This is a genomic window from Selenomonas ruminantium AC2024 (assembly GCF_000687995.1).
In the GTDB taxonomy this organism is placed as follows: Bacteria; Bacillota; Negativicutes; order Selenomonadales; family Selenomonadaceae; genus Selenomonas_A; species Selenomonas_A ruminantium_B.
On the sequence record NZ_JIAC01000001.1, the window covers coordinates 1,216,898 to 1,238,291 of the forward strand.

General features: G+C 48.4%; 19 protein-coding genes, 1 tRNA gene, 1 other RNA gene and 1 riboswitch. Of the genes, 13 read left to right on the top strand and 8 right to left on the bottom strand.

Annotation, left to right across the window (positions count from 1 at the left end):
- Positions 1 to 11 precede the first annotated feature (11 nt).
- Together P157_RS0105635 and P157_RS0105640 are read left to right on the top strand one after the other, a co-directional pair.
- Positions 12 to 797: a ZIP family metal transporter gene (locus P157_RS0105635; RefSeq protein WP_026760144.1), complete on the top strand. Its 786-nt coding sequence runs from the start codon at positions 12 to 14 to the stop codon at positions 795 to 797.
- Between the two features lie 150 nt (positions 798 to 947).
- Positions 948 to 1,991 carry a restriction endonuclease gene (locus tag P157_RS0105640; RefSeq protein ID WP_230578445.1) on the top strand — a complete coding sequence of 348 codons (1,044 nt, stop codon included), beginning with the start codon at positions 948 to 950 and terminating at the stop codon, positions 1,989 to 1,991.
- A gap of 68 nt (positions 1,992 to 2,059) precedes the next feature.
- Here the strand turns inward: P157_RS0105640 and P157_RS0105645 are convergent, their stop codons facing one another.
- The 3 genes from P157_RS0105645 to ssrA all read right to left on the bottom strand — a co-directional run bounded on the left by P157_RS0105645 (position 2,060) and on the right by ssrA (position 4,622).
- The gene (locus tag P157_RS0105645; RefSeq protein WP_026760146.1) at positions 2,060 to 3,709 is read right to left on the bottom strand and encodes an RNA-binding domain-containing protein; all 1,650 of its coding nucleotides are present in this window, start codon (positions 3,707 to 3,709) and stop codon (positions 2,060 to 2,062) included.
- Between the two features lie 133 nt (positions 3,710 to 3,842).
- Positions 3,843 to 4,106 carry a hypothetical protein gene (locus tag P157_RS0105650; RefSeq protein WP_026760147.1) on the bottom strand — a complete coding sequence of 88 codons (264 nt, stop codon included), beginning with the start codon at positions 4,104 to 4,106 and terminating at the stop codon, positions 3,843 to 3,845.
- Between the two features lie 176 nt (positions 4,107 to 4,282).
- Positions 4,283 to 4,622, bottom strand: a transfer-messenger RNA (tmRNA) gene (gene ssrA / locus P157_RS15085).
- Positions 4,623 to 4,795: 173 nt separating this feature from the next.
- Between ssrA and P157_RS0105655 the strand changes: the two genes are divergently transcribed.
- Positions 4,796 to 6,781 carry a methyl-accepting chemotaxis protein gene (locus P157_RS0105655; RefSeq protein WP_026760148.1) on the top strand — a complete coding sequence of 662 codons (1,986 nt, stop codon included), beginning with the start codon at positions 4,796 to 4,798 and terminating at the stop codon, positions 6,779 to 6,781.
- Between the two features lie 242 nt (positions 6,782 to 7,023).
- The gene (locus P157_RS0105660; RefSeq protein ID WP_026760149.1) at positions 7,024 to 7,977 is read left to right on the top strand and encodes a magnesium transporter CorA family protein; all 954 of its coding nucleotides are present in this window, start codon (positions 7,024 to 7,026) and stop codon (positions 7,975 to 7,977) included.
- A 23-nt stretch (positions 7,978 to 8,000) separates the two neighbouring features.
- Here the strand turns inward: P157_RS0105660 and P157_RS0105665 are convergent, their stop codons facing one another.
- Positions 8,001 to 9,068, bottom strand: coding sequence for an AbrB family transcriptional regulator (locus tag P157_RS0105665; protein WP_230578446.1), 1,068 nt, complete (start codon positions 9,066 to 9,068; stop codon positions 8,001 to 8,003).
- A 127-nt stretch (positions 9,069 to 9,195) separates the two neighbouring features.
- Here P157_RS0105665 and P157_RS0105670 point away from each other — a divergent pair, with 127 nt between their 5' ends.
- Positions 9,196 to 9,813 carry a DedA family protein gene (locus tag P157_RS0105670; protein WP_026760151.1) on the top strand — a complete coding sequence of 206 codons (618 nt, stop codon included), beginning with the start codon at positions 9,196 to 9,198 and terminating at the stop codon, positions 9,811 to 9,813.
- Between the two features lie 72 nt (positions 9,814 to 9,885).
- Here the strand turns inward: P157_RS0105670 and P157_RS0105675 are convergent, their stop codons facing one another.
- Positions 9,886 to 10,788, bottom strand: coding sequence for an Rpn family recombination-promoting nuclease/putative transposase (locus P157_RS0105675; protein WP_051598514.1), 903 nt, complete (start codon positions 10,786 to 10,788; stop codon positions 9,886 to 9,888).
- Between the two features lie 189 nt (positions 10,789 to 10,977).
- Here P157_RS0105675 and P157_RS15850 point away from each other — a divergent pair, with 189 nt between their 5' ends.
- From P157_RS15850 to P157_RS0105690, 3 genes are read left to right on the top strand one after another with little or no spacing between them, the layout of a single operon-like run.
- Complete coding sequence (locus P157_RS15850) at positions 10,978 to 11,247, top strand: zinc ribbon domain-containing protein (RefSeq protein WP_037368154.1); 270 nt, start codon at positions 10,978 to 10,980, stop codon at positions 11,245 to 11,247.
- 38 nt (positions 11,248 to 11,285) lie between these two features.
- Entirely contained in the window at positions 11,286 to 12,206 is a 921-nt protein-coding gene (locus P157_RS0105685) for a hypothetical protein (RefSeq protein WP_026760153.1), read from the top strand.
- Positions 12,207 to 12,245: 39 nt separating this feature from the next.
- Complete coding sequence (locus P157_RS0105690; RefSeq protein WP_026760154.1) at positions 12,246 to 13,058, top strand: hypothetical protein; 813 nt, start codon at positions 12,246 to 12,248, stop codon at positions 13,056 to 13,058.
- Positions 13,059 to 13,458: 400 nt separating this feature from the next.
- On the opposite strand, the gene thiW is transcribed toward P157_RS0105690, so the two are convergent.
- From thiW to P157_RS13955, 3 genes are all read right to left on the bottom strand, one after another.
- Complete coding sequence (thiW, locus tag P157_RS0105695) at positions 13,459 to 13,965, bottom strand: energy coupling factor transporter S component ThiW (RefSeq protein ID WP_329811662.1); 507 nt, start codon at positions 13,963 to 13,965, stop codon at positions 13,459 to 13,461.
- 65 nt (positions 13,966 to 14,030) lie between these two features.
- A riboswitch (TPP riboswitch) is annotated at positions 14,031 to 14,138 on the bottom strand.
- Between the two features lie 34 nt (positions 14,139 to 14,172).
- Positions 14,173 to 14,248 (bottom strand) — tRNA-Gln (locus P157_RS0105700).
- Between the two features lie 70 nt (positions 14,249 to 14,318).
- On the bottom strand, positions 14,319 to 15,722 hold the full coding sequence (locus tag P157_RS13955; protein ID WP_051598515.1) for an MATE family efflux transporter: 1,404 nt from the start codon (positions 15,720 to 15,722) through the stop codon (positions 14,319 to 14,321).
- Between the two features lie 104 nt (positions 15,723 to 15,826).
- Between P157_RS13955 and P157_RS0105710 the strand changes: the two genes are divergently transcribed.
- The 5 genes from P157_RS0105710 to P157_RS0105735 all read left to right on the top strand — a co-directional run bounded on the left by P157_RS0105710 (position 15,827) and on the right by P157_RS0105735 (position 21,361).
- Complete coding sequence (locus P157_RS0105710; RefSeq protein ID WP_026760156.1) at positions 15,827 to 16,678, top strand: MerR family transcriptional regulator; 852 nt, start codon at positions 15,827 to 15,829, stop codon at positions 16,676 to 16,678.
- Positions 16,679 to 16,799: 121 nt separating this feature from the next.
- Positions 16,800 to 17,495: a DUF2225 domain-containing protein gene (locus P157_RS0105715; RefSeq protein ID WP_026760157.1), complete on the top strand. Its 696-nt coding sequence runs from the start codon at positions 16,800 to 16,802 to the stop codon at positions 17,493 to 17,495.
- Positions 17,492 to 18,178, top strand: coding sequence for a hypothetical protein (locus P157_RS0105720; RefSeq protein ID WP_026760158.1), 687 nt, complete (start codon positions 17,492 to 17,494; stop codon positions 18,176 to 18,178). The genes P157_RS0105715 and P157_RS0105720 overlap by 4 nt, the downstream gene beginning before the upstream one ends.
- An 85-nt stretch (positions 18,179 to 18,263) precedes the next feature.
- Positions 18,264 to 19,841, top strand: a complete 1,578-nt coding sequence (locus P157_RS0105725; protein WP_051598660.1) for a DUF4127 family protein — start codon at positions 18,264 to 18,266, stop codon at positions 19,839 to 19,841.
- 260 nt (positions 19,842 to 20,101) lie between these two features.
- The gene (locus P157_RS0105735; RefSeq protein ID WP_026760160.1) at positions 20,102 to 21,361 is read left to right on the top strand and encodes an NAD(P)/FAD-dependent oxidoreductase; all 1,260 of its coding nucleotides are present in this window, start codon (positions 20,102 to 20,104) and stop codon (positions 21,359 to 21,361) included.
- The last annotated feature ends 33 nt before the right edge of the window (positions 21,362 to 21,394 follow it).

Below are 21,394 nucleotides of genomic sequence, written 5' to 3' on the forward strand. Positions count from 1 at the left end.
GGAGGGCTTATATGTTATCAATGGAAGTGGCACAGGGGCTGTTGATTCCCTTTTTGGGAACTACTTTGGGCGCGGCCTGTGTCTATATCCTCAAAAAAGAATTAAAGACCGGTGTGCAAAAAGGCCTGACCGGTTTTGCCGCCGGGGTCATGGTGGCAGCTTCCGTCTGGAGCTTGCTGATTCCTGCCATGGATGCCAGCGCCGATATGGGCAAGCTGGCCTTTCTGCCTGCGGTTGTTGGTTTTTGGGCAGGGACGCTTTTCCTGCTGCTCCTTGACCATATCATTCCGCATCTGCACATGGACGCGCAGGAGGCAGAGGGCATAAAATGCAAACTGCCCAAAAACATTATGCTGTTGCTGGCCGTAACACTGCATAATATTCCGGAAGGAATGGCAGTCGGTGTCGTCTTTGCCGGCTGGCTGGCGGGCAATGCCGACATCACCTTGAGCGGGGCCTTGGCGCTGTCCATCGGTATCGCCATCCAGAACTTTCCCGAAGGTGCGATTATCTCCCTGCCCCTGCGGGCGGAAGGCATGAGCAGGCACAGAGCCTTTATCAGCGGCGCCCTCTCCGGCATTGTAGAACCCGTTGGCGCCCTGCTCACTATTGTAGCCGCTAGCTTCGTCCTGCCGGTTCTGCCTTACCTTTTGGCCTTCGCCGCCGGCGCCATGATTTACGTGGTGGTGGAAGAACTCATCCCCGAAATGTCCGCAGGCGAACACAGCAATATCGGTGTTATTGCGTTTGCTGTAGGGTTCACTTTGATGATGACATTGGATGTGGCGTTGGGGTAAAGATATGTCAACTTGTTCCAAAATGGAACAAGTTGTACTCTATAAGCAAATTACATATTTGAGACGAACAACGAACAGGCTGTGAAGCTGCGGATTGAATATCCGTAACTTCATAGCCTGTTTTGTAGAGGAAAGGCAGGAAAAAAGAGGATGATAGAGAATTATGCGTTTAATAAGATTATTGGAAGAGGAAAGGATATAATTATGGAGAATGAAGAAAACAGATTTTGGGGAATACATACTTTGAATGATAATCTGTTTCTAAAAGATAATATCATTGCAATAGGCTGGCCGAAGATGGGGGACCTTGCCTTAGTGGAAGCGAACAGAGAGGCATTTAAAGAAAAATATGTGCAGGTTTATCCTGAAGCTAAGAAGGGGAATATCGCGACTAGTGCGGGGATGCTTTATCGATTTTGCCATGAAGTGCAGATAGGGGATTATGTTGTATTTCCATCCAAGATTAATCGCGAGGTAAATATTGGTGTGATAGAAGGTGAGTATAGTTATGATTCCACACAGGAAGAATATGTACAGACTAGAAAAGTTAAGTGGCTGAAACATATGCCGCGTATGGCATTTTCGCAAGGAGCACTTTATGAAATTGGTTCGGCTATGACGTTTTTTAGTGTGAAAAACTATGCAGAAGAGTTTTTGGGGGCACTCAATAACGAATTCAAGAAGTCTTTATCTTCAGATGCCGAAGATGAGAGTGTCGGGGCAACCGCTGATGATATAATTGAAAATACGAAAGACTTCATACTTAAAGAGCTTAGTCGTCAATTAAAAGGATATGATTTGGAGGAGTTTGTGGCTGACCTCTTAGGTGCGATGGGATATCGAACGATAGTTTCTCCACATGGAGGAGATAGCGGTATAGATATTACTGCATATAAGGATGAATTGCCACCACGAATTTTGGTGCAGGTTAAGAGTCAGGATAGCGATATTAAGGAAGCAACGATTCAGTCCCTAAAAGGTGCTATGCGTGAGGGGGATTATGGGTTGTTTGTTACGCTGTCTAATTATACGAAAAATGCTCAGAAGTATCTTGAAACCACGCCGATAATTAGGGGGATAAATGGTACAGAGCTTGTCGAGTTGATATTGAAATACTATGATAATTTGAGTGTCAAATATAAAAAGATGATTCCGTTGAAGATGGTTTATATTCCGATATCGAAGTCGGAGTAAAATGCTAATAGTAAACAAAGGAAGCGAGTATGTGTGTTTATAGGCACATGCTCGCTTCCTCATTGAAGTTAGCAAACAGGTTTGTAGTGGGAAAATTTCCCTTTCCCTTCCAAAACAAGCAAGCCATTTTCCTTCAATCGATTTAACAGGCGATATGCCTGTGCTGGGGAAACGTGTAAAAGGGTGGTGACATCTGCTCGGGTCACGTTTCCTTTTTTATTGGCTAGTTTCATAATTTGCTGGTTGTAATCGGCGTAGTCCGTGATGGGTTCTTTGACTAAGTGGTTTTCGCAGGTGGGCACTTTATAGGATTGACCGCTGAAGGTATAATAGATAACTTTCCTCTGTTTGCTGGTTTTTATCATTTTTTCTGCAGTCAGGGTTTCCAAAGTGCTTTCCAATTTGTAAGTGGGGATGCCTGTGTGGGCAGAGATTTCCTGACATGTCAGAAGTTGATTTCCTTTTAGCTGGCTGAGCACCATCAATTCATAAATGGTGAAGTCACGGTGGAGTTGTTCCTGCTTCTTGGTCAGCAAGCGGATAAAATTCTTATCCGGGCGGCTGGCCGGAATGTAGAGGCGTACGTTATCCGTATTGGAATTGCTGTAATCCGGAAGCATTTTTCCGTAGCGCAGGCTGCCGGCATAGATGCGGTCAATGCCGCGGCCAGAGCGCTCGGCAAGGCCTATGCGTTTCAGACAGTCAGCCAGCACAGGATTACGCCCGTGCGGTTCGGCGTCAAGGAGTTTGTCATAAGTGACACCCTGAATGAAACCGCCTGGGTTGCTGATGGTGATGCCCTCACGTTCAATGAGCACACGAACCCGGCCCAGCAAGGAATAATCCCGGTGACTGTAGGCGTTAATCAATGCTTCGCGAAAAGCTTGGGGAGCATAATGGGGAATGGGCACGCGGAACATGCCTACATCCATTTCATCTTCCTGATTGATGGTGGTGAAGTAATTGTTGATTTTTTCAATGCTGGCGAGCAAGGGCAGTGTGTAGGTTTCGTTGATGCGTAGCTGGCCGTTATCCATAATTTGCAGGGAGGATTCAGCGGTGGGGATAAGTTCCTGCAAGCGTTCCTGACGGCCGATAAGGAGCATACCGGTGACGGTGGGCACGTAATCTGCGCCGACTTTGGCGACAAGCCGCAGGGCTTTGTCCAGTTCCAAATCATCCAGTTCCAGTAGTGTCGGCTCGCCATGATAGGTGCGGATGATATTGCGCAGGCGCTCACGTTCTGTAGCATCAAGGTCATGGCGTGTAGTGTCAGGCAAAGGTTGGGCAGAGAAATCCAGAAGGGAAAGGCTGGACAAACGGTGGGGGATTTCATAAGGATAGAGAGGCACATTTTCTGGTGTGTGGTCAGCCTTCAGCCTGCGGCGCTGAATTTTTCCTGTAGAACTGGCAACGATGGATGTATATTTCGGTACGCTGATTTTCAGCACTTGCAGGTTCTTGTCAGTGAGAATGGTTGCCCGCGTGCTGACCGGGGGGACGGTTTTGTTAGCAATAAAAGCGGTCAGCCGTGTGATATCCTGATGGCTGGGATGCAGACCGGTTACGGTGCCGTCATCTTCTATGCCCAAGTATAAATCGCCGCCTTCGGTGTTGGCGAAAGCGACCACTGCATCAATAATGTCATTGTCCGGCAGGGGCTTTTTATCGCTCTTAAATTCAATGGTCAAAGTTTCTGTATGGGGGAAAGTACACATGCCTATCGCCTCCTTTACGCATATTTTAACACACGCGTGTGTTAAAATCAATTTAATAAACGCACGCGTGCGTTGAGCGTGTAAAAAAACAGGGATATGACCATGAGCGTTCATCGTCATATCCCCGTTTTTTTTAGCGAGCCTGCGGCGGCAGCTGTTTTTTATCCTGCTGCGGTTTTACCGGCTTTTCGTTAGCCGTTTTCTTATCATGTTTTTTGACGTCTTTTTTCTGGGGTTCAGCTTTGTGGGGCTTCACATCTTTTTTGCTATGCTGCTGTTCTGCGGCGATGGGAGCCTTGGGAGCCGGTGTCTGGCTGGCACTGGCAACATTGCCTGCGAGGCCGGCAGAGAAAGTCGTTACGGCTAAAGCGGCGGCTAACATAAATTTCTTATTCATAGAGGGAATCTCCTTTCAAGATAGATGCGGTCATCCATGTCTTTCTGTTCCATGGTTACTATCTTACAGGCGGATTCTTGGAATTGCGTAAGATTTTGATTATATTTTGGTTAAAAATGCAAATCAAAAAGGCGCTGACTTGTCAATTTGACATGTCAGCGCCTGTATCTCCATCTTGGTGGAGGTGAGGAGAATCGAACTCCTGTCCGAAATACATCCACATCACAAGGCATTATCGCAATAGCTGGAGGATGCCAGCATCATAGGCGCGTTACTCTGGGAATCAGAGTTCTCCACCACCGTGTTTTGCGAAAACACGGAAAACTGCTGCGCTTATTTGAAACCCTCAGCCCTGCCCGCAGCTAGTGATACCGAGGGGGCTGCTAAGCACAAGGCTTAGGCAGCGTATGCGTAATCGAATTCGTCAATTACATTTAGCGGTTAAGAGTTAGGCTTCATAACCATTGGCCTGCGAACCTCGTGGCTTCAATACCCCGTCGAGACCATTACACCCCCGAATGAGGTTTCATATTTTATAAGTATATCATTTTTAATGTAAGAAAACAAGAAAAATATATTTTTGACACGATAAAATTTAGCAGGAGATTTTTGGTCGTGTGTAGAAATAATTGACTCAAATGGTTATTCTATCAGGGCAGATGTGCGGAAATTTTTAAGGGAGTGAAAACATGGGAATTAAGCAGAAGTTCATTATGCTGGCAGGTATTGTAGGCGTAATCCTGATTGTGGTTTCGGCTACGGGGTACTTTACCGCTTATGACAACCTGTCGGATGCGGTGAACGGAGAGATTATGGCCAACGTCAGCACCGAGCGGGAAACCGTGGACGGCTGGCTAAAAGACAAAGCCAGGTCTGTTACCGCGCAGGCGGATTTGATGACAGATGTGGAAAAGAGCGGTTTGGAATTTGACAATGAGGACTTGCGTTATTTCCTGAGTGTGGCTTCTTCTGATAAGGATATGCAGGAAATGACCCGCGGTGACGAAAATGGGATGTTCCTGCCGTATTACAGCCCGGATGAAACGGGAAAGACCGACCCGCGCAAGCGCCCTTGGTATTCGCAGGCCCGGGATGCTGGCAAAACCGTCTACACGGAGGTTTATACCAGTAAGAGTACCGGTGACCTGGTGGTATCGGCAGTAGCACCTTTCTATGGCGAGAACAAGCAGTTCCGTGGTGCTATCTGCGGCGATATTACGCTGACGGTGCTTAAAGACCAGGTGCAGCGCATTAAATACCGTGACCAGGGTATCGGTTATATCATTGAAAAGACCGGCAAACTCCTGGCCACCTCCGGTAAGGAGCAGCCGATGTCCGAAGCCAAGGACATCAAGGGCGTAGGCGAGAAGCTCGATTCCATGTTTCAGAGCGGCAGCGGATATTTCACCTATGATGATGCCGATGGCGTAAATCAGCTTTGTGCTTATACCACGGTGCCCACCACGGGCTGGCTCGTGGCTATGGCTGTACCGACGGATTTCGTATTTGCGCCGATTCATCGTATGCGGATGATTTACGGTGTGCTGATTGTGATTGGTTTCTTGCTCGTAGCAGGCATCTGCCTCACCTTTGCTGCCCGTATCACCAAACCCATCGTGGCTTTGGAAGGTCAGGCTGCGCAGCTCGCAGAGGGCAATCTGCGGGTGGATAAACTGCCGATTACCACGAGTGATGAAATTGGCTCGATGACCAATGCCTTCAATAAAATGCAGCAAAATCTCCATGACCTTATCGGGAAAATGGCGGCGACCTCTGAACAGGTGGCAGCCGCTTCCGAAGAACTTACCGCCAATGCCCAGCAGTCGGCAGATGCCGCCGTGCATGTGGCATCAACCATTGGCGAAGTGTCAGCAGGCATGGATAAGCAGTTGGTGGATATTGACGGCGCCAAGAAAAATGTGGACCTCGTCTTCAACGACATCACGGCGATGACGGAAAAGACCAAGAAGGTTTCGGAGGCTTCGATTAATACTTCTGATGCGGCCAAGCAGGGCGAACTCCTCATGAAGGATGCGACCACGAAGATGGCCCATATCGAAACCAGCGTGATGAATTCTGCAGACGTGGTGCGTACGCTGGGTGAAAGCTCCCAGCAAATTGGCCAAATTGTCGAGGCTATTTCATCCATTGCCGACCAGACCAACCTGCTGGCCCTCAATGCGGCTATCGAAGCTGCCCGGGCCGGTGAACATGGCCGTGGCTTTGCCGTAGTAGCGGACGAAGTGCGTAAACTTGCCGCTGAATCGCAGGAATCGGCCGAACAGATTAAGGCACGTATTCAGACCATCCAGCAGGATACGGCCCATGCCGTAGCGGCCATGGAAGAGGGCAAGACGGAAGTGCAGCTCGGGGCCAAGGCCATCAAAGATGTGGGCGAGCAGTTCCAGGATATTATGGGACAGGTCAACGGCATCAAGACGCAGATTGATGAAATCACCTCTTCGGTTAACTCGGTATCTTCCGGTGCCGGCAATATCGTAGAAGCGGTGGATTCCATTGACAGTGTCAGCCGCAAGACTGCTGACCACACTTCCTCCATTTCGGCGGCCACGGAAGAACAGTCGGCTTCCAACGAGGAAATCGCGGCAGCTTCCCAGTCCCTGGCTCATCTTGCTTCGGATATGCAGGCAGCCATTAATAAGTTCAAATTATAATGCTGACAGCAGATTTGACAGGTCAACTTTGACCTGTCAAATTTTTGTGGCAAAAATTGACAAATAGATGTATAATCAAACGTGGTAAATTTTTCGACAGAAAGGCTGGTGAGGATAATGGACGATCACCCTGATACGGCAAACCCAAAACGATGCACTTTTACAAAAGGGAGAGCGCGTGCCATTATCCTTACGGCTTAAGATAAGCGGCATGGTGCTCTCCATATAGAGAGGAGATATCCATGTTAAAGATTTACAAATCCATGGAGAGCGGTCCACTGCAGGAGCTGACCTTAAAGACGCTGGAAAAGGGAGCCTGGATTAACATTGTTGACCCTACACCTTATGAGCTGAAAGTGGTCAGTAACCTTACAGAGGTTGACCCGGACTTTTTGCGCTCCGCACTGGATGATGAGGAACGCTCCCATACGGATATCGAAGACGATTCCGTCATGGTCCTGACCAATGTGGCGGTGTACCGGGGCGGGGACAGTTATGATGCTTTGCCTTTGGCTATTATTGTCAGCGAGGATTACATCATCACCGTTTGCTTGGAAGAAACGCCGGTGATGTCGGAGTTCAACGAACGCACGGCCAAACTCTTCCGTACCTACAAGAAGACCCGCTTTTTGTTCCAGATTCTCTACAAATCCGCTACGTTCTATCTGCGCTATCTGCGCCAGATAAGCAAGCTCTCGGACGACATCGAGAATCAGCTGCGCCATGATATGAAGAATAGCGAAATCATGCGTCTGTTGGAATTGCAGAAGGGTCTGACCTATTTCAATGCTGCCATCCGTTCCAATGGTGCGGTGCTCGACAAACTTCTGCGTATGCGAAAAAGTCCTGCCTTGACGCCTATCCTCAAGGCCTATGAGGAAGATGAGGATTTGCTGGAAGACGTCATCATCGAAAACAAGCAGGCCAAAGAAATGGTGGATATGTACAGCAAGATTTTGGCCCGCATGGCAGATACCTTTGCTTCGGTTATCGCCAACAACCAGAACCGCGTGATGAAATTCCTGGCGGCAGTGACCATTATCTTGGCTATTCCGACTATGGTCTCAGGGTTCTTTGGCATGAACGTGCCGGTTCCCTTTGAGGACAAGGCGGAAGGCTTCCTGTATGCGTCCTTGATTGCCTTGAGCATCAGTACCGCAGGAGCGATTGCGCTATGGAAAAAAGATATGTTTTGAAAAAAGACCAGTTGTCCTGAGGTTCAGGATAACTGGTCTTTTTGACGCGACAATTTTCGGTGATGAGAGAGAATCAGCCGTACGATGGCGGGATAGCAGAGCATGATGAAGAGGAGGCGGGTGAGCTGATAGGCGGTCATGGTGGAACTGTCGGCACCGACCACCAGAGCGGTAATGCCCATTTCGGCAAGTCCGCCGGGAGCAGTGGAGAGGAAGGTGGTGGCAATATCCGACGGAGTGAGCACGGAGAGCAGCAGCCCCATGCTCATAGATACGGCCAGCACCAGCATTACGCTTCCAATTAGCACCGGCCCCATGCCGTGGTATTCCTTGATTTTTCGCAGGTCAATGCTGCTGCCGATATAACTGCCCACGCAAATCTGCGCCACGTTGAGATAATGCAGGGGAATAACCGGTGCTGTGTCACCGGATGCTACAATAAAAATCGCCGTGAAAAGCAGAGGCCCTAAAAGCGTGGCCGTTGGCAGTTTGATGCGTTTGCCAATCACAGCACCGGCGATAGCCACCAGCGCAAAGGCCGGTATACTTCCCGTCGGTTCCATCGTAACAGCATGGGCAGTGGAATTTGCCGCAGGTAGCACATGGATGGCTAGAAAGGGAATCACGAACACCACGGACAACATCCGCATGGTCTGCATGATGGTGACGGCGGTGAGGTCTGCCTCCTTCATTTCCGCCGCCAGGATAACCATCTGGGATAACCCGCCGGGAACGCAGCCCAAAAGACAGCTGGTAAAATTGATTTTCGTATGGCGGAACATGAGCCAGGCCGAAAAAATTCCCGCGCTGATGGTGACGCAGGTGGCCAGCAGCATAAAGGGCAGCTGGCTTAAGATGGCCTGCCCTGTTTCTACGGTGAAGGGTCTTCCCATGGAGTAGCCCAGAGGTATTAGCGCGATATTGCGGATGAGAAGCGGCCAGCCAAGGCGGCGCTTCAGGATTAGTGAGGTGAGGGAGACTGCCAGAATAGGCCCCAAAGTCCAGGGCAGGGGCGCATTTACCAGGGACAGCACAAAGCCGCCGCAGGCAGCAACCAAAAGGGTAAAGAGGAAATCTTTCAAACTATGCACGTTCTTTCTATAAATATGTACTGTTATCCTAGCATCTTTTATTCGCGCTGTAAATGGTACAAATTTTTATTGCTTATTGCTTCCTTCTAATGTTATAATAGCGCAAGATACGAGAAAGGAGATTGTAATGGAACAGTTTTCAACGATTTTTCTGGAGTTCATCGCTTCTTGGGGATATGTGGCGGTGGCTATTCTTATGGCAGCCGAAAATGCCTGCATTCCCATTCCGAGTGAACTCATTTTGGGCTTTGCCGGATATTTGATTTTTGCCGACCAGATGACCTTCACCGGGGCACTGATTGCTGGCATGGTGGGCGGTATGGCCGGTTCCATCTTTGCTTATGCTGTGGGGCACTACGGCGGCCGTACCTTCGTGGACAAGTACGGTCATTATTTCTTTGTCAAAAAATCCCATGTGGATATTGCGCAGAACTGGTTTGATAAATACGGCCTCAAGGCGGTATTCTTCAGCCGTATGCTGCCGGTAGTCAGAACCTTTATCTCCCTGCCCGCGGGTTTTGCCCATGTGGATATGAAAAAGTTCCTGACACTGACTTTCCTAGGCTCGCTCCCGTGGACGGCACTGATTCTCTTTGCTGGCATGATGCTCGGTAAGAGCTGGGAGATTATGCTCAAGGTCGGCCATCAGGCTAGCCTGATTTTCGTCGGCGTCTGCGCCGTGATTATCGCTGTGATGTACTTGCGTTACCGCAAACGCAAGAAGCAAAAACAGGCTTTTGAATAAAGGACTATAGCGAAAAAATAATAAGCCATCTTCAAGGCGCCTTGAAGATGGCTTATTATTTTTCGCTTATAGTTATTTCTTATTTTGACAGAGCTGTTCGACTTCATCCCGGGTTAAATCAACCAATTCCAGAATTTCATCAATAGATTTGTTCTTTGCCAGCATACGCATAGCTGTGCGGCGGTCAGCAGTCTTTTCACCTTCCGCTTTGCCTTCTTCAATCCAGGCATCTTTATCGGATTCATAGTCCATGATGGCCATTTCGCGATTCAGGTAGTCGAGGCGTTCCTGCCGGTTCTGCATAAATATAGCGGCTGCGTCCAGCGCAGTCTGAATAGCAGCTTCATTCATAGCCAGTTCCTCCATTTCTTTGGCATCCAGTTTGTTGGAGAAGTAAGCCAGCCAGCGCTCCACACTGGTCATTTCGCTGACGGGCTTTTTCTGGAACTTGGGGACTTCGAGGAAATGCAGTTCCATGTCTTCGTTCAAGCGGCGGCCGGTTTCCTGGTTGTAAATGCTATACATGGAGTGTGCCGGTTCACCAGGGAAAATCGTGTAGCGCAGGATGTTGATGGTGATGGACGGTTTCAGATTCTGATACTTTCCGCCCTTGGCCAGGTTCATCAGGTACATCTGCGACCAATAGTAAAGGGTGCGGCGTTCCATATTTTTCTTGTCCACAATCTGGACTTCCACATCAATCTGCGTGCCGTTCTCGGTGACGCAGAAAATGTCCAAACGAGTGAGTTTGTCGTCATCATAGAGCGGGACAATTTCGCTGTTTTGGAATTGAATGTCCTTTATGGCCTTGGCCTCGTGACGGTCAAGGACAGCGTTGAGAAAGTCGATGGTAACCTGCTTGCGCTCATCCTTGCCAAAGATGAACTTGAACAGGACATCGTTCATGGGATTGTATTTCTTGTTGGCAATATCGTTCTCGATAGCCTGCTTGATAAGGTCTCTAGGATATGTCATGGCAAAAGCACTTCCTTTGGTTTTCTAATTGGATTATATCATGAAACAGGAGAATTTTCAGCAACAAATCAAAGGCCGTTGATAACATGGAGAGAAGTTTGTCATATAAGTTTGCGGGTGATAGCAGGAAAAAATATATGGGAGTCGAAGTAGTGAGCAAGAGAAGCTGACCAATCTAAAAACAAGGGAGTGTTTATTTTGGAAAATAAATGTCAGAATTGCGGAAAAAAGATTTCGGATACAGAATCTAAGTTCTGTCCTTATTGCGGCAGTAAAATTGAACCTGCTGGCTGGCAATGTACCAATTGTCTGACCATGAATGATGGCGAAGCAAGATTTTGCAAAAAATGTGGTAAGCCAAGGGCGGAACACATAACAATAATGCAGGCAAGAGTGATTCCCTGCCGTTTACCAAGTATAAGTATTTTAAGCATATTGTGGTTGCCGTTGTCCTGTTAATCATTACAGCTTGTGGGTCGTACTATTATTTTAACAACATGAATGAGGGGCGCTATCTGAAACTTTATGCAGAAGCTTACCATACACTTAACGAAGCTAATAGTGTCCTTGTCTCTAATACGCGTCAAGGGGCGCTTACATCAGATTCTGCCAGCGAGTTGAAAACACGGTTGCAAAAAGAGAAAGACGAAATAGATAGTGAAGCCAAAGAATTTACTTCTAGAAAGCCCTTCAAGGGATATACTGCTCAGCATGAAGCCGTTATAGATTTGTTACAAAAGGAGAGTAATGTTTTAGGATTAGCCATTCAGGTACTTAACAATCCGTTGGATAATGGCTTGGATGCACAGGTGGAAGATGCAAAGGAAACGGTACAGCAGATAAAAGAATTGTCTGGTCAAATCAGTGTTCCTAGTACGGTTATGACGATGGATGATGATATAACCGTATTGCCAGCGCAGCTAAAGGCCTACGTGGTAGAAGAACGTAAGAAGGATGAGGAGCGTAAACGAATTGAAGCTGAACGGCAGGCGAAATTAAAAGAGTTAAAAGATTTCTTTAGCGAGATGGATACAGCAATCGACCAATACAATAATGCGAAAACAAATCTAGGAGGTATGATGGAGTCCTCCCGCAATGGTGGTATGATTTGGGCAGACTATTTCCGCATCTTGAATCAGGCTAAGAGTGATAGAGAATCGGTACGGTATAAAGTTCGCAATATCAAAGCACCGCAGGGAACGGAAGAATTGAAACGGGATTTCCTGGAAGTGCTTGACGATTCGATTCGGTATTGTGATGTGATGAAAATCGGAGCCAACTTAGAGTTTAATCATTATTACGCTAGTGCTAGGCAGAAACTGGGAGAAGCTAATGATATAGATAAAAGAGTACAAAGTGGATATTCTGCTTTTATAGAAAAGTATAATGAGAAGAAAGGTAATTTACTAAATAAATAAGATGCTAAATAAGGTTTTCAGTAAGGAGGGAAAATGAAAATGTCAAATTTTTTAAAGATAATGCTTTTGATGTGTATGCTTCTGCTAAATGTTGATTTTGGATATTGTCAGCCGATTTCTAACTTAGGAGCCTATAATATATACAATAGCGTTGTTAAAATGGCTACTAATATGGTGGTAACAAAAATGACAAATGCAAATAGCATCTATTCATTCAATATGTCTCAAGGTCCATATAGTTATAACATATCTTTGTTTTCAAATGAAGAAGGATATGTTTCAAAAGTATCAATATCTACTTATTTGCCAATGTTAGCAGTTAATGAATTATTGCGAGATGATAAGTCATCAGGAAGATATTATGATGAGACTTATGATTATTTACGTAAGAATGGTATAGAGGGTTCTTATGCTGAAGTAGAAGCACATAAACGAGCAGAGGTTTATGCTAGAGAAAGATTAAACAAATTAGAAACGATGTTCAATATCTATGGATTGACAGGCGATAATGTCATTAATTCAACAGGAGTTATGTTGTTAGGAAAAATAAGAGAAGAAGATATTGAAAAAAGCGATTATTATACGCGCTTTTATTATTCGCCTAGAGATGTATATCAAAAAGGAATTGACTATTTCTATGTTAATCCTCGCTTAATGGGAATTATCAATTCTGGCTTGATTTATTTATATGCTGCATTGGGATTAAGCAATACAGAAATAACAACTCTAAATAATTCGTTTAATGCTAATAGTGCAAGCGTGTATTGTCATAAAACAAACCGTACAGTAAATTTGAGAGCAGGAACAACTATAGAGGGGAAATATGTAATGGTTGATTTGTCAGCACAATGATTTTTATAGTTGGTATATTAATGCGAAAAGCCGCCCATTGGTCATGGACGGCTTTTCTTCCTCGTGATTTGGTCTTATCCGAGGTACAGCTAGTTGCTACGCATCAAAGGGACACTAGCCAATGAGAAATGAGATTTGCGACAACACTTGCCAAAACAGCTAAAGCGAAGTCACGAAGTATCTTCAGCAACATGCAACACCTCCCCTCCGCTACAGAGGCGCGTAGCAAAAATAGTATAGCATTTTATTTCAGAATGTGCTATACTTGCAGTAGGAAATGAGGTCGAGTATATTCGGCATTTGCAACAGCGTTGTGGGTTTGGTCGCCTGCAACGCACGCGTCCGCATTTTAGGACAAAGAAAACCACCCTTTTGGTCGAGGGTGGTTTTTTCTTTTATATCAATGTCCGTTTGTTGGGATTATATGGGCTACTTTCTGCAAATTATAGAGGATGACGGCGGAAATCAGGGCGCCGGCGGCGGTGGAGATGAAGAATGGCATGATGTAGACGTAGAAAGCTGCATTGCCTGCGCTTTGCCCTAAGAACAGAATGGCTAGCGGGTACGCGCTAAGGCCGCCCAAGATGGCGGTGCCGAAGACCTCGCCGAGCAGGGCGGCGGTGATTTTATGGGTGTGGCGATAAGCCAGTCCGCAGAGCAGGGCGCCGAACATGCTGCCGGGGAAGGCAAGTACACTGCCGAGGCCTAACAGGTTTCGCAGCAGCGAGGCGGTGAAGGCCGCACCCACAGCGTACCAGGGGCCCAGCAGAACGCCGCAGAGGATATTGACCATGTGCTGGATGGGGGCGCATTTACTGCCCAGCACTGGAATGGAAAACAGGCTGCCCGCCACGGCAACGCCTGCCAATACACCGGCCATTACAATTTTTTGTGTCTTGCTGTTCATCATTTTTGACTCCACCTTTCCAGATAAGACAAAAGCAGGAGACGCCGCCGGGCATCTCCTGCAATGAATCTCTCAGTATGACTTCCTACGGCGGCATTACCCGCATCAGGTAAAGGGTCGAAGTTGGATTACTTCCTCTCAGCCTGCTGACACAAGCTCCCCCGTTTGTAAAAAAAGAGCCGCACTTGCGACTCTTGATTGTTTAATTGGCAGGGGTAGCTGGACTCGAACCAACGCATGCGGGATTCAGAGACCCGTGCCTTACCAACTTGGCGATACCCCTGTGTGACGTCTGTCAACAGAAATAAATTATACGGATGTTTTACCAACTTGTCAACACTTTTTTGAAAAAATTATTTTAGGTTGGCAGTTTGGGGAATGTGGCGGTATTTGCTGCGCTGTATGCGGCGCTCCTGATAGCGTTCCAAAAAAATCTGCCGCTGCTCGTAGAGCAGGAAGAAAGAAAGCAGGACAGCGGCTAGGTCTGCTGCGGGAACGGCCAGCCATACGCCGTTAAAACCGATAAGGTTTGGCAAGAGCAGCAGGAAAATGACAATTCCTGCCAGATTCCGGGCAAAGGAGGCAATCGCCGAAGTTTTGCCGTCGGATATTGCGGTGAAGAATCCGGAGGTAAAGAGGTTAAAGCCCGAGAGCAGGAAGCTGAAGCCAAAGAGCAGGAACCCGTTCACCGTAATGTTGTAGGCAGAACCGCCGTCCGGCAGGAACAGGTGAATAAGCGGCTCGGCAAGCACGCGGGAACCGATGAACGCCGTAAGGGAGAACAGTGCAATTCCCAGAAGCGCCAACTTCATCAGTCGCAGCAGTTCGCGGTAATTTTTGGCCCCGAACTGATAGGAGAAGATAGGCGCAATGCCGTTGCTGAATCCCACGAGCACGGAGGTTAAAAGCATTTCGGCATAGAGAATCACAGAAATAGCGGCTACGCCGTCTTCGCCTGCCCAGGCAAAGGTAATCACGTTAAAGAGGAACGTGGTCACGCCGATGGAAAGTTCCGTGACGAGTTCCGAGGAGCCATTGTACATGGCCTGTCCTAAGGCCCGCCATTCCATAACGGGAGCCATGAAGTGAATGAGGCGGCTGCGGCAGGCAAAATAATGCAGACCGATAAGAGCGGCAGCGGTTTCGCCAAGGCCGGTGCCTAACGCTGCACCGGCAATGCCCAGTCCCATTTTCGCCATAAAGAGGTAGTCGAGGACAGCGTTTAAGATTCCCGATACCAGCGAAACCAGAAAGCCCTGAATGGGACGGCCGTCCGCGATAAAGAAGGCGTTAAAAATCAGCATCAAGGCTGCTGCCGGGAAAAAGGGCAGCAGGGTGACGATGTAGTTTACGCATTCATCATAGAGAGCAGGGCTGGCACCTAAGAAGGCAAGCAGCGGCTCCATAAAGAGCCAGAGCATAAAGGCTAGAAAGGCGCTCAGCAACACGCCGCTGATGGTAATCAAGGTGAACCGTCTATTGGCAAGCTCGCGATTGTCCTCGCCCAAGGTTTTGGCAACCAGTGCCGAACCGCCGGAGGCGAGCATAATGGCCAGCCCCAATACGAGATTGAACGCCGGATAGACGATGTTGGATGCGGCCAGTGCGTCACTGCCGACGTAGCGCCCGATAAAGATGCCATCGGTTACGGTGTAGAGTGAAATCACAATCATCATTCCGATGGACGGGGTCGCAAACATCAGCAGTGACCACATACTGTGATGATAGGATAGGGGATTATGTGTGTTCTTAATCATAAATAAAATCCTTTCTTTTCAACATAATTTCTTGAAGACTTGATTTTTATACTGTATATTAAGCATAAAGGATACAGTAACTGTAATGTCAAGGGGGATTTTTTATGGCACGTCACATGACCTTCCACGTGGGAGAGTTCGCCCAGATGACCGGCGTGAACAAGCGCACCCTTCATTATTATGACAGTGAGGGCATTTTCAGTCCGGACAGTGTGGAGCCCAATGGCTATCGGGCGTATTCTTCCCGTCAGTTCTATCCCTTCTATATGATTCGGATGTTTCGGGATATGGGCCTTGACCTTTCGGAAATCAAGGAGTATATGCAGGGGCGCACCCCGGAAAAGTTCGCGCAGCTTCTATCCGAGCAGGAGGCGTGGCTCAATCAGGAAATGGCCAAGCTCAGGCGCATGAAACAGATTGTGGCCAATCAGCGGCAGATTTTGGCCAAGGCGCGGGAAGTGAAAATGGATGAAGTCGAGGAGCAGGAATTTGCTGACAGCAGGCTCGTGGTTTCGGAGAATTTGCGTCAGCTTTGCCTGCGGGAAGATTGGGAAGCTGTGGAGCGTCAGTTCGCCACGCACTTGCGGGATGTGATGGAAGGAGAAGTATTGACCGGCTATACCTTCGGTGCGATGGTGTCACCGGAAGATTTTATGCGGCCAGGTCATGAGCAGATGGTCAGTTACTATTATGTGCTGACGGATAAACCATGGCGTCAGCTGTCGAAAGATTACCGCCGCCTGCGCAAGGGCGGAACTTATCTGGTGACTTACTTTGCCGGGGATTATATGAATACGGCAGCTTCCTATGAGAGGCTTAGAAATTATATGAAGAAGCACGATTGGGAGCCTGCGGGCTTTGCCTACGAGGAGAGTCTGATTGAAGATATGAGCACGGCAAATGCGCAGGAATTCATCACGCGCATTGCGGTGCCGGTTATTGAGCGAGGACGGTAATTTTCATTTATTTTTGTCGGGGAAAATGATATAATGGTAGCAAGTATTGACATTTTAGCGGGAATTTTTCAGCAAACTCTAAGAATAGGATGCTAATATGGGTCCAAGGGAGGAATCAGCAATGGGAGAATTTACGTTTACCGTTGAGAAGAAGTGCCCGGTTTGTGGCGAATCTACCCGGGTAGTGAAAACAAAGGCCAAAATTACTGTGGAACGCACAGATGAGGACTTTTGTGTTCATTACAAAGATTTCAACCCGTATCTGTATAAAATATGGTTCTGTGAAAAATGCGGCTATGCAGCGGACGAAAAGACTTTTCTGGCTCCCATGCCTGCGGTTCACAAGAAAAAAATCAAGGAATTCCTCGATAACCGCAAGCTGGGGATGCAGTTCGTTGAAGAACGCGGTGTTCCTGATGCAGTAGCAGCTTACAAGTTGGCTATTTTCTATGCGGAAATGACGGACCAGCCACTAGCAAAGCGTGCCGGTATGTACCTGGGGCTGGGCTGGATTTTCCGTTACTCCGGCGAACAGGACAAGGAATTTGAAATGATGCAGAAGGCTGCAGACCTCTATGACCAGTCCATTATGAAGGAGCGTTATCCTCAGAACGGAATGAGCGATGACACGGCAGTTTATTTGGTGGGGGCTATTTATTACCGCATGCATGAGCTTGAGAAAGCCACCCAGTATCTGTCCCGCCTGATTGGTGACCAGAGTCTGCGTGACCGCGATATTCAGCTCTATAAGAGAGCCCGCGATTTGTGGCAGAGCGTTCGCGAGGAGCAGGGCGAAACTAAGGAGGAAAACAAGTGATTGATTTGCCAGCAAATTGGCAGGAGCAGTTACAGAACATCGACTGGGGCAAAGTGCAGGAGAAAGTTGCTGACTATGGCCCGGCGTTGAAGGTCATTAAAGATACATGGGATAGAGAAACCCTGGCCGAAATCAGCCAGGGTAATCTCTTTGTGTCGGACAAAATGCTCAATGAAGTTATTGCCAAGAATATTAAAGAAGATAGTCCCGCCAAATCCGTAGTGCTTGAATCCAAGGCAAACGGACGGCTGAATGTTACCGTGGATACGGCTAAGATTGGCAAGGTGGAACTATCTGGTGAAGTGAAGGAATTTGTCCATGATGGGGACAAATCCTATATGGTCTATCGGGTGCGGGAACGCAATATTCCCAATCATGGATTGATGTCCTGGGTGTTTTCCCGGATATCGCTGGCCATGGCGCAGCGTATGGTAGGCAAATTGGAGATTTCCGAGGATTTGCCGGTAGAGATTAAGAGTAATTCCGTGCGGATTGATTACAGCAAGGTACTGGCAGAGTCGGACTTTGGCAAGACCATGTTCCATGGTCACCGCCTGCTCGACATGATTGAGATAGAGAAGGCCACCCCGAAAGAGGGCGGCATCATGTTCCAGACCAAACTCCATGTACCCGATGATGTGAAAGATGATTTGAAGGCACTTTTGCCGCAGAAGAATAAATGACGGCAGTTGAACCTGCTGTGAAGGGAGCGATTTTTTGTCCAGTTGGTATAAGCGGGGTACTGCCTTTTTAGCCCTGCTACTGGCTATGGTGATGTTTATGCCTGCCGGTTTTGCCCGGCATAAGGAAGTAAAGCCAGATAAGATTCTGTTTATCCCCCATGACAATCGGCCCATTTCGGACAAACAGACCGCGGAGGTCGTGCAAAAACTGGGGTATGAGGTGGTCGTACCGCCGGATAATCTGCTGGGAAACCGGGAGAATTTGGGCAATCCGGATGCTCTTTGGACATGGATACATGCCAATGCCAAGGATGCCAAGGCAGCGGTGATTTCTTCGGACTCGCTGGTATATGGCAGTCTGGTGGGGTCCCGCAAGCACAATTACAACAAGGGGGAAGTGCTCGAACGAGCTTCCCGCTTCCGTCAGTTCCGCAAGGAAAATCCCAAACTGCCGCTCTATGTCTTTGGTTCCATCATGCGCACGCCCCGCAGTGGTGAGGCTTCGGGCCATGAGGAACCCAAGTACTACCGCAGCTATGGCGGTGATATCTTCCGTTATACGGTGCTCAGCGACAAAGAAGAAGTGGAGGGCCTGAGCCGCCGCGAGACGAAGGAAAAGGCCTTTTTGCAGGAACTTATCCCCAAAAAGGATTTGGCAGACTGGCTGGGACGAAGAGGCAAGAATTATGCGGTCAATGAGGAACTCATCAAGCTCACCCGTGGCAATGTCTTTGACTATCTGGTGCTGGGCCGGGATGATAATGCGCCTTATTGCCAGACCCATATGGAGAGCCGTCATCTGTCGGAATCCGGCAAGGATTTGGGCAAGGCACGCTTCCAGACCATGGCAGGCATTGACGAAATGGCCATGCTGCTGATGGCCAGAGCTGTAAACAACCTGCGCCGGGACGTGCCCTTTGTCTATACCCGCTACAACTGGGGACGCGGGCCGAATACCGTGCCTGCCTATTCCGATGAAAAAATCAACATTTCCATTCAGGATGCCATTATCGCGGCTGGCGGCATGCCGGTTACCAGCCCTGCGCGGGCGGATTTGGTGCTGATGGTCAATACCAATCCCAATGGCAAGACTTATGAAGCCAATGCGCGCAGCAATGATGGCTCGGAGCGGGAAGGCACCAAGTACTTTGCGGATTTGGTCAGCGATTACGTGGGCAAAGGCTATCCCGTAGGCATTGCGGATATTGCCTTTGCCAATGGCGCCGACAACGCTTTGATGGAACAGCTGAAAAAACGCAAGCTGCTCTTTAAGATTCGTGCGTATTCCGGCTGGAATACGCCCACCAACAGCTCCGGCTTTGTCATTGGTGAGGGCATGCTGGTGCGCAACATGAAGAAGGATGATGTGGATGCCCTGCTGTTGACCCGCTATCTGGATGACTGGGGGTATCAGGCTAATGTGCGCAATACCATTGCCCGACAGCTCACCTGGCTGCGGGGCGAAGGTGTGTACGGCAGTCTGGATGCCAAACGCGAGGCTGTGTCCCTGCGCACGCAGACCATGATGAAACGCTTCGCGACGGAAAATCTGCCGCCGTTCCCCAGTCTGGAAGAAATCTATGTTTACTTCCCTTGGAACCGCTTGTTTGAATCCGATGTTCAGCATCAGGTTTACAAGGAAATTCACTTCTTCAAAAAATAAATCGTTACCCGTTGGAGGCCATTGCACAAATGTGACGGCCTCCATTTTTACGCCTAAAAAAGGGGAAGTCGGAGAGAATAATGGCGTATTTCCTGTCGCTAAGAATAGACAATAATAAATTGACTGAAAAATGTAAATTTCCTCTTGCAATTATCGCTGAACGTGTTATTATGTTATCCATGAGAGAAAAGTGCTTTTTTTCACAAGTTAAAGTTAAATTTTTCACGAATTATAATGAGCAGTGACTGGGAGGGCTTTTAATGGCAGATAAGAAACCGCGTATCGTTATAGTAGGCGCAGGCTTTGGCGGCGTCAAACTGGCAAAACTGTTTGCGAAAGATGATGTGGAGATCACTTTGGTAGACCGTCATAATTACCACCTGTTTCAGCCGCTGCTGTATCAGGTATCCACGGCTGTGCTGTCTACAGACGAAATCGCTTATCCTATCCGCACTTTCTTCCGGAAGAACCCCAACGTGGAATTCTTCATGGCGAAAGCCCAGGGCGTTGACCAGTCCCGCAATGTACTCCTGACCAACCACGGGGAAATCGAGTATGATTATCTGGTGCTGGCTGCTGGGGCGACTACGAACTTCTTCGGCATGAAGGAAGTGGAGGAACACTCCTTCGGCATGAAGTCCCTGCAGGAAGCGCTGCATATCCGCAACCATGTGCTCCATATGTTCGAGCGCGCCAACAAGAGCAAGGACCCGGAAGAGCGCAAAAAGATGCTGAGCTTCGTCATCGTCGGCGGCGGCCCCACGGGTATCGAAGAAGCCGGCGCTATTTCGGAGCTGGTGGGCATTCAGAAAAAGGAATTCCACAATCTCGACTTCAGCGAAGTTTCCATTAAACTCATTGAAGCAACGCCGAATGTTCTGCCCATGATGCCGCAGAATCTTCGTGACCATACGGTGGAAGTTCTGCGTGGCAAAGGCGTGGAAGTCCTGCTCGATACGCAGGTGGTAGGTTATGATGGGCATACCATCAAGCTCAAGAACGGTGAGGAAATTCCCACGAGCACGCTGATTTGGGCGGCTGGGGTTAAGGCTGTTCCCTTTATCGCAGATTGCGGCGGTGAAGTGGATAGAGCAGGCCGCGTAATCGTGGATGAAAAACTGCGCGTCAACGGCAGCAAGAATGTTTTCGCCATTGGCGACTGCGCCAACTTCTGCCACGGCACGGAGCGTCCGTTGCCGACAGTGGCGCCGGTGGCCACGCAGGAAGCCAAGGTTGCACATGAAAACATCCTGCGTCTGATTCGCGGCGAGGAAAATCTGCAGACCTTCGTCTACAAGGACTTGGGGGCTATGGCAACGATTGGCCGTGGTCAGGCTGTCGTGGCCAAGACCAGCATGAATCCGGAAATGACTGGCTTTATCGCCTGGTGTGCCTGGATGTTTGTGCATCTCATTCGTCTGGCAGGGACGCATACCAACATCACCGTGGCTATCAAATGGACGTGGAATTTGTTGTCCGGAACAAGATTGGGACGCATTATTACCAATATCAAAATCTGATTGTAAACTTGTAACAACATATAGATTGCGGTA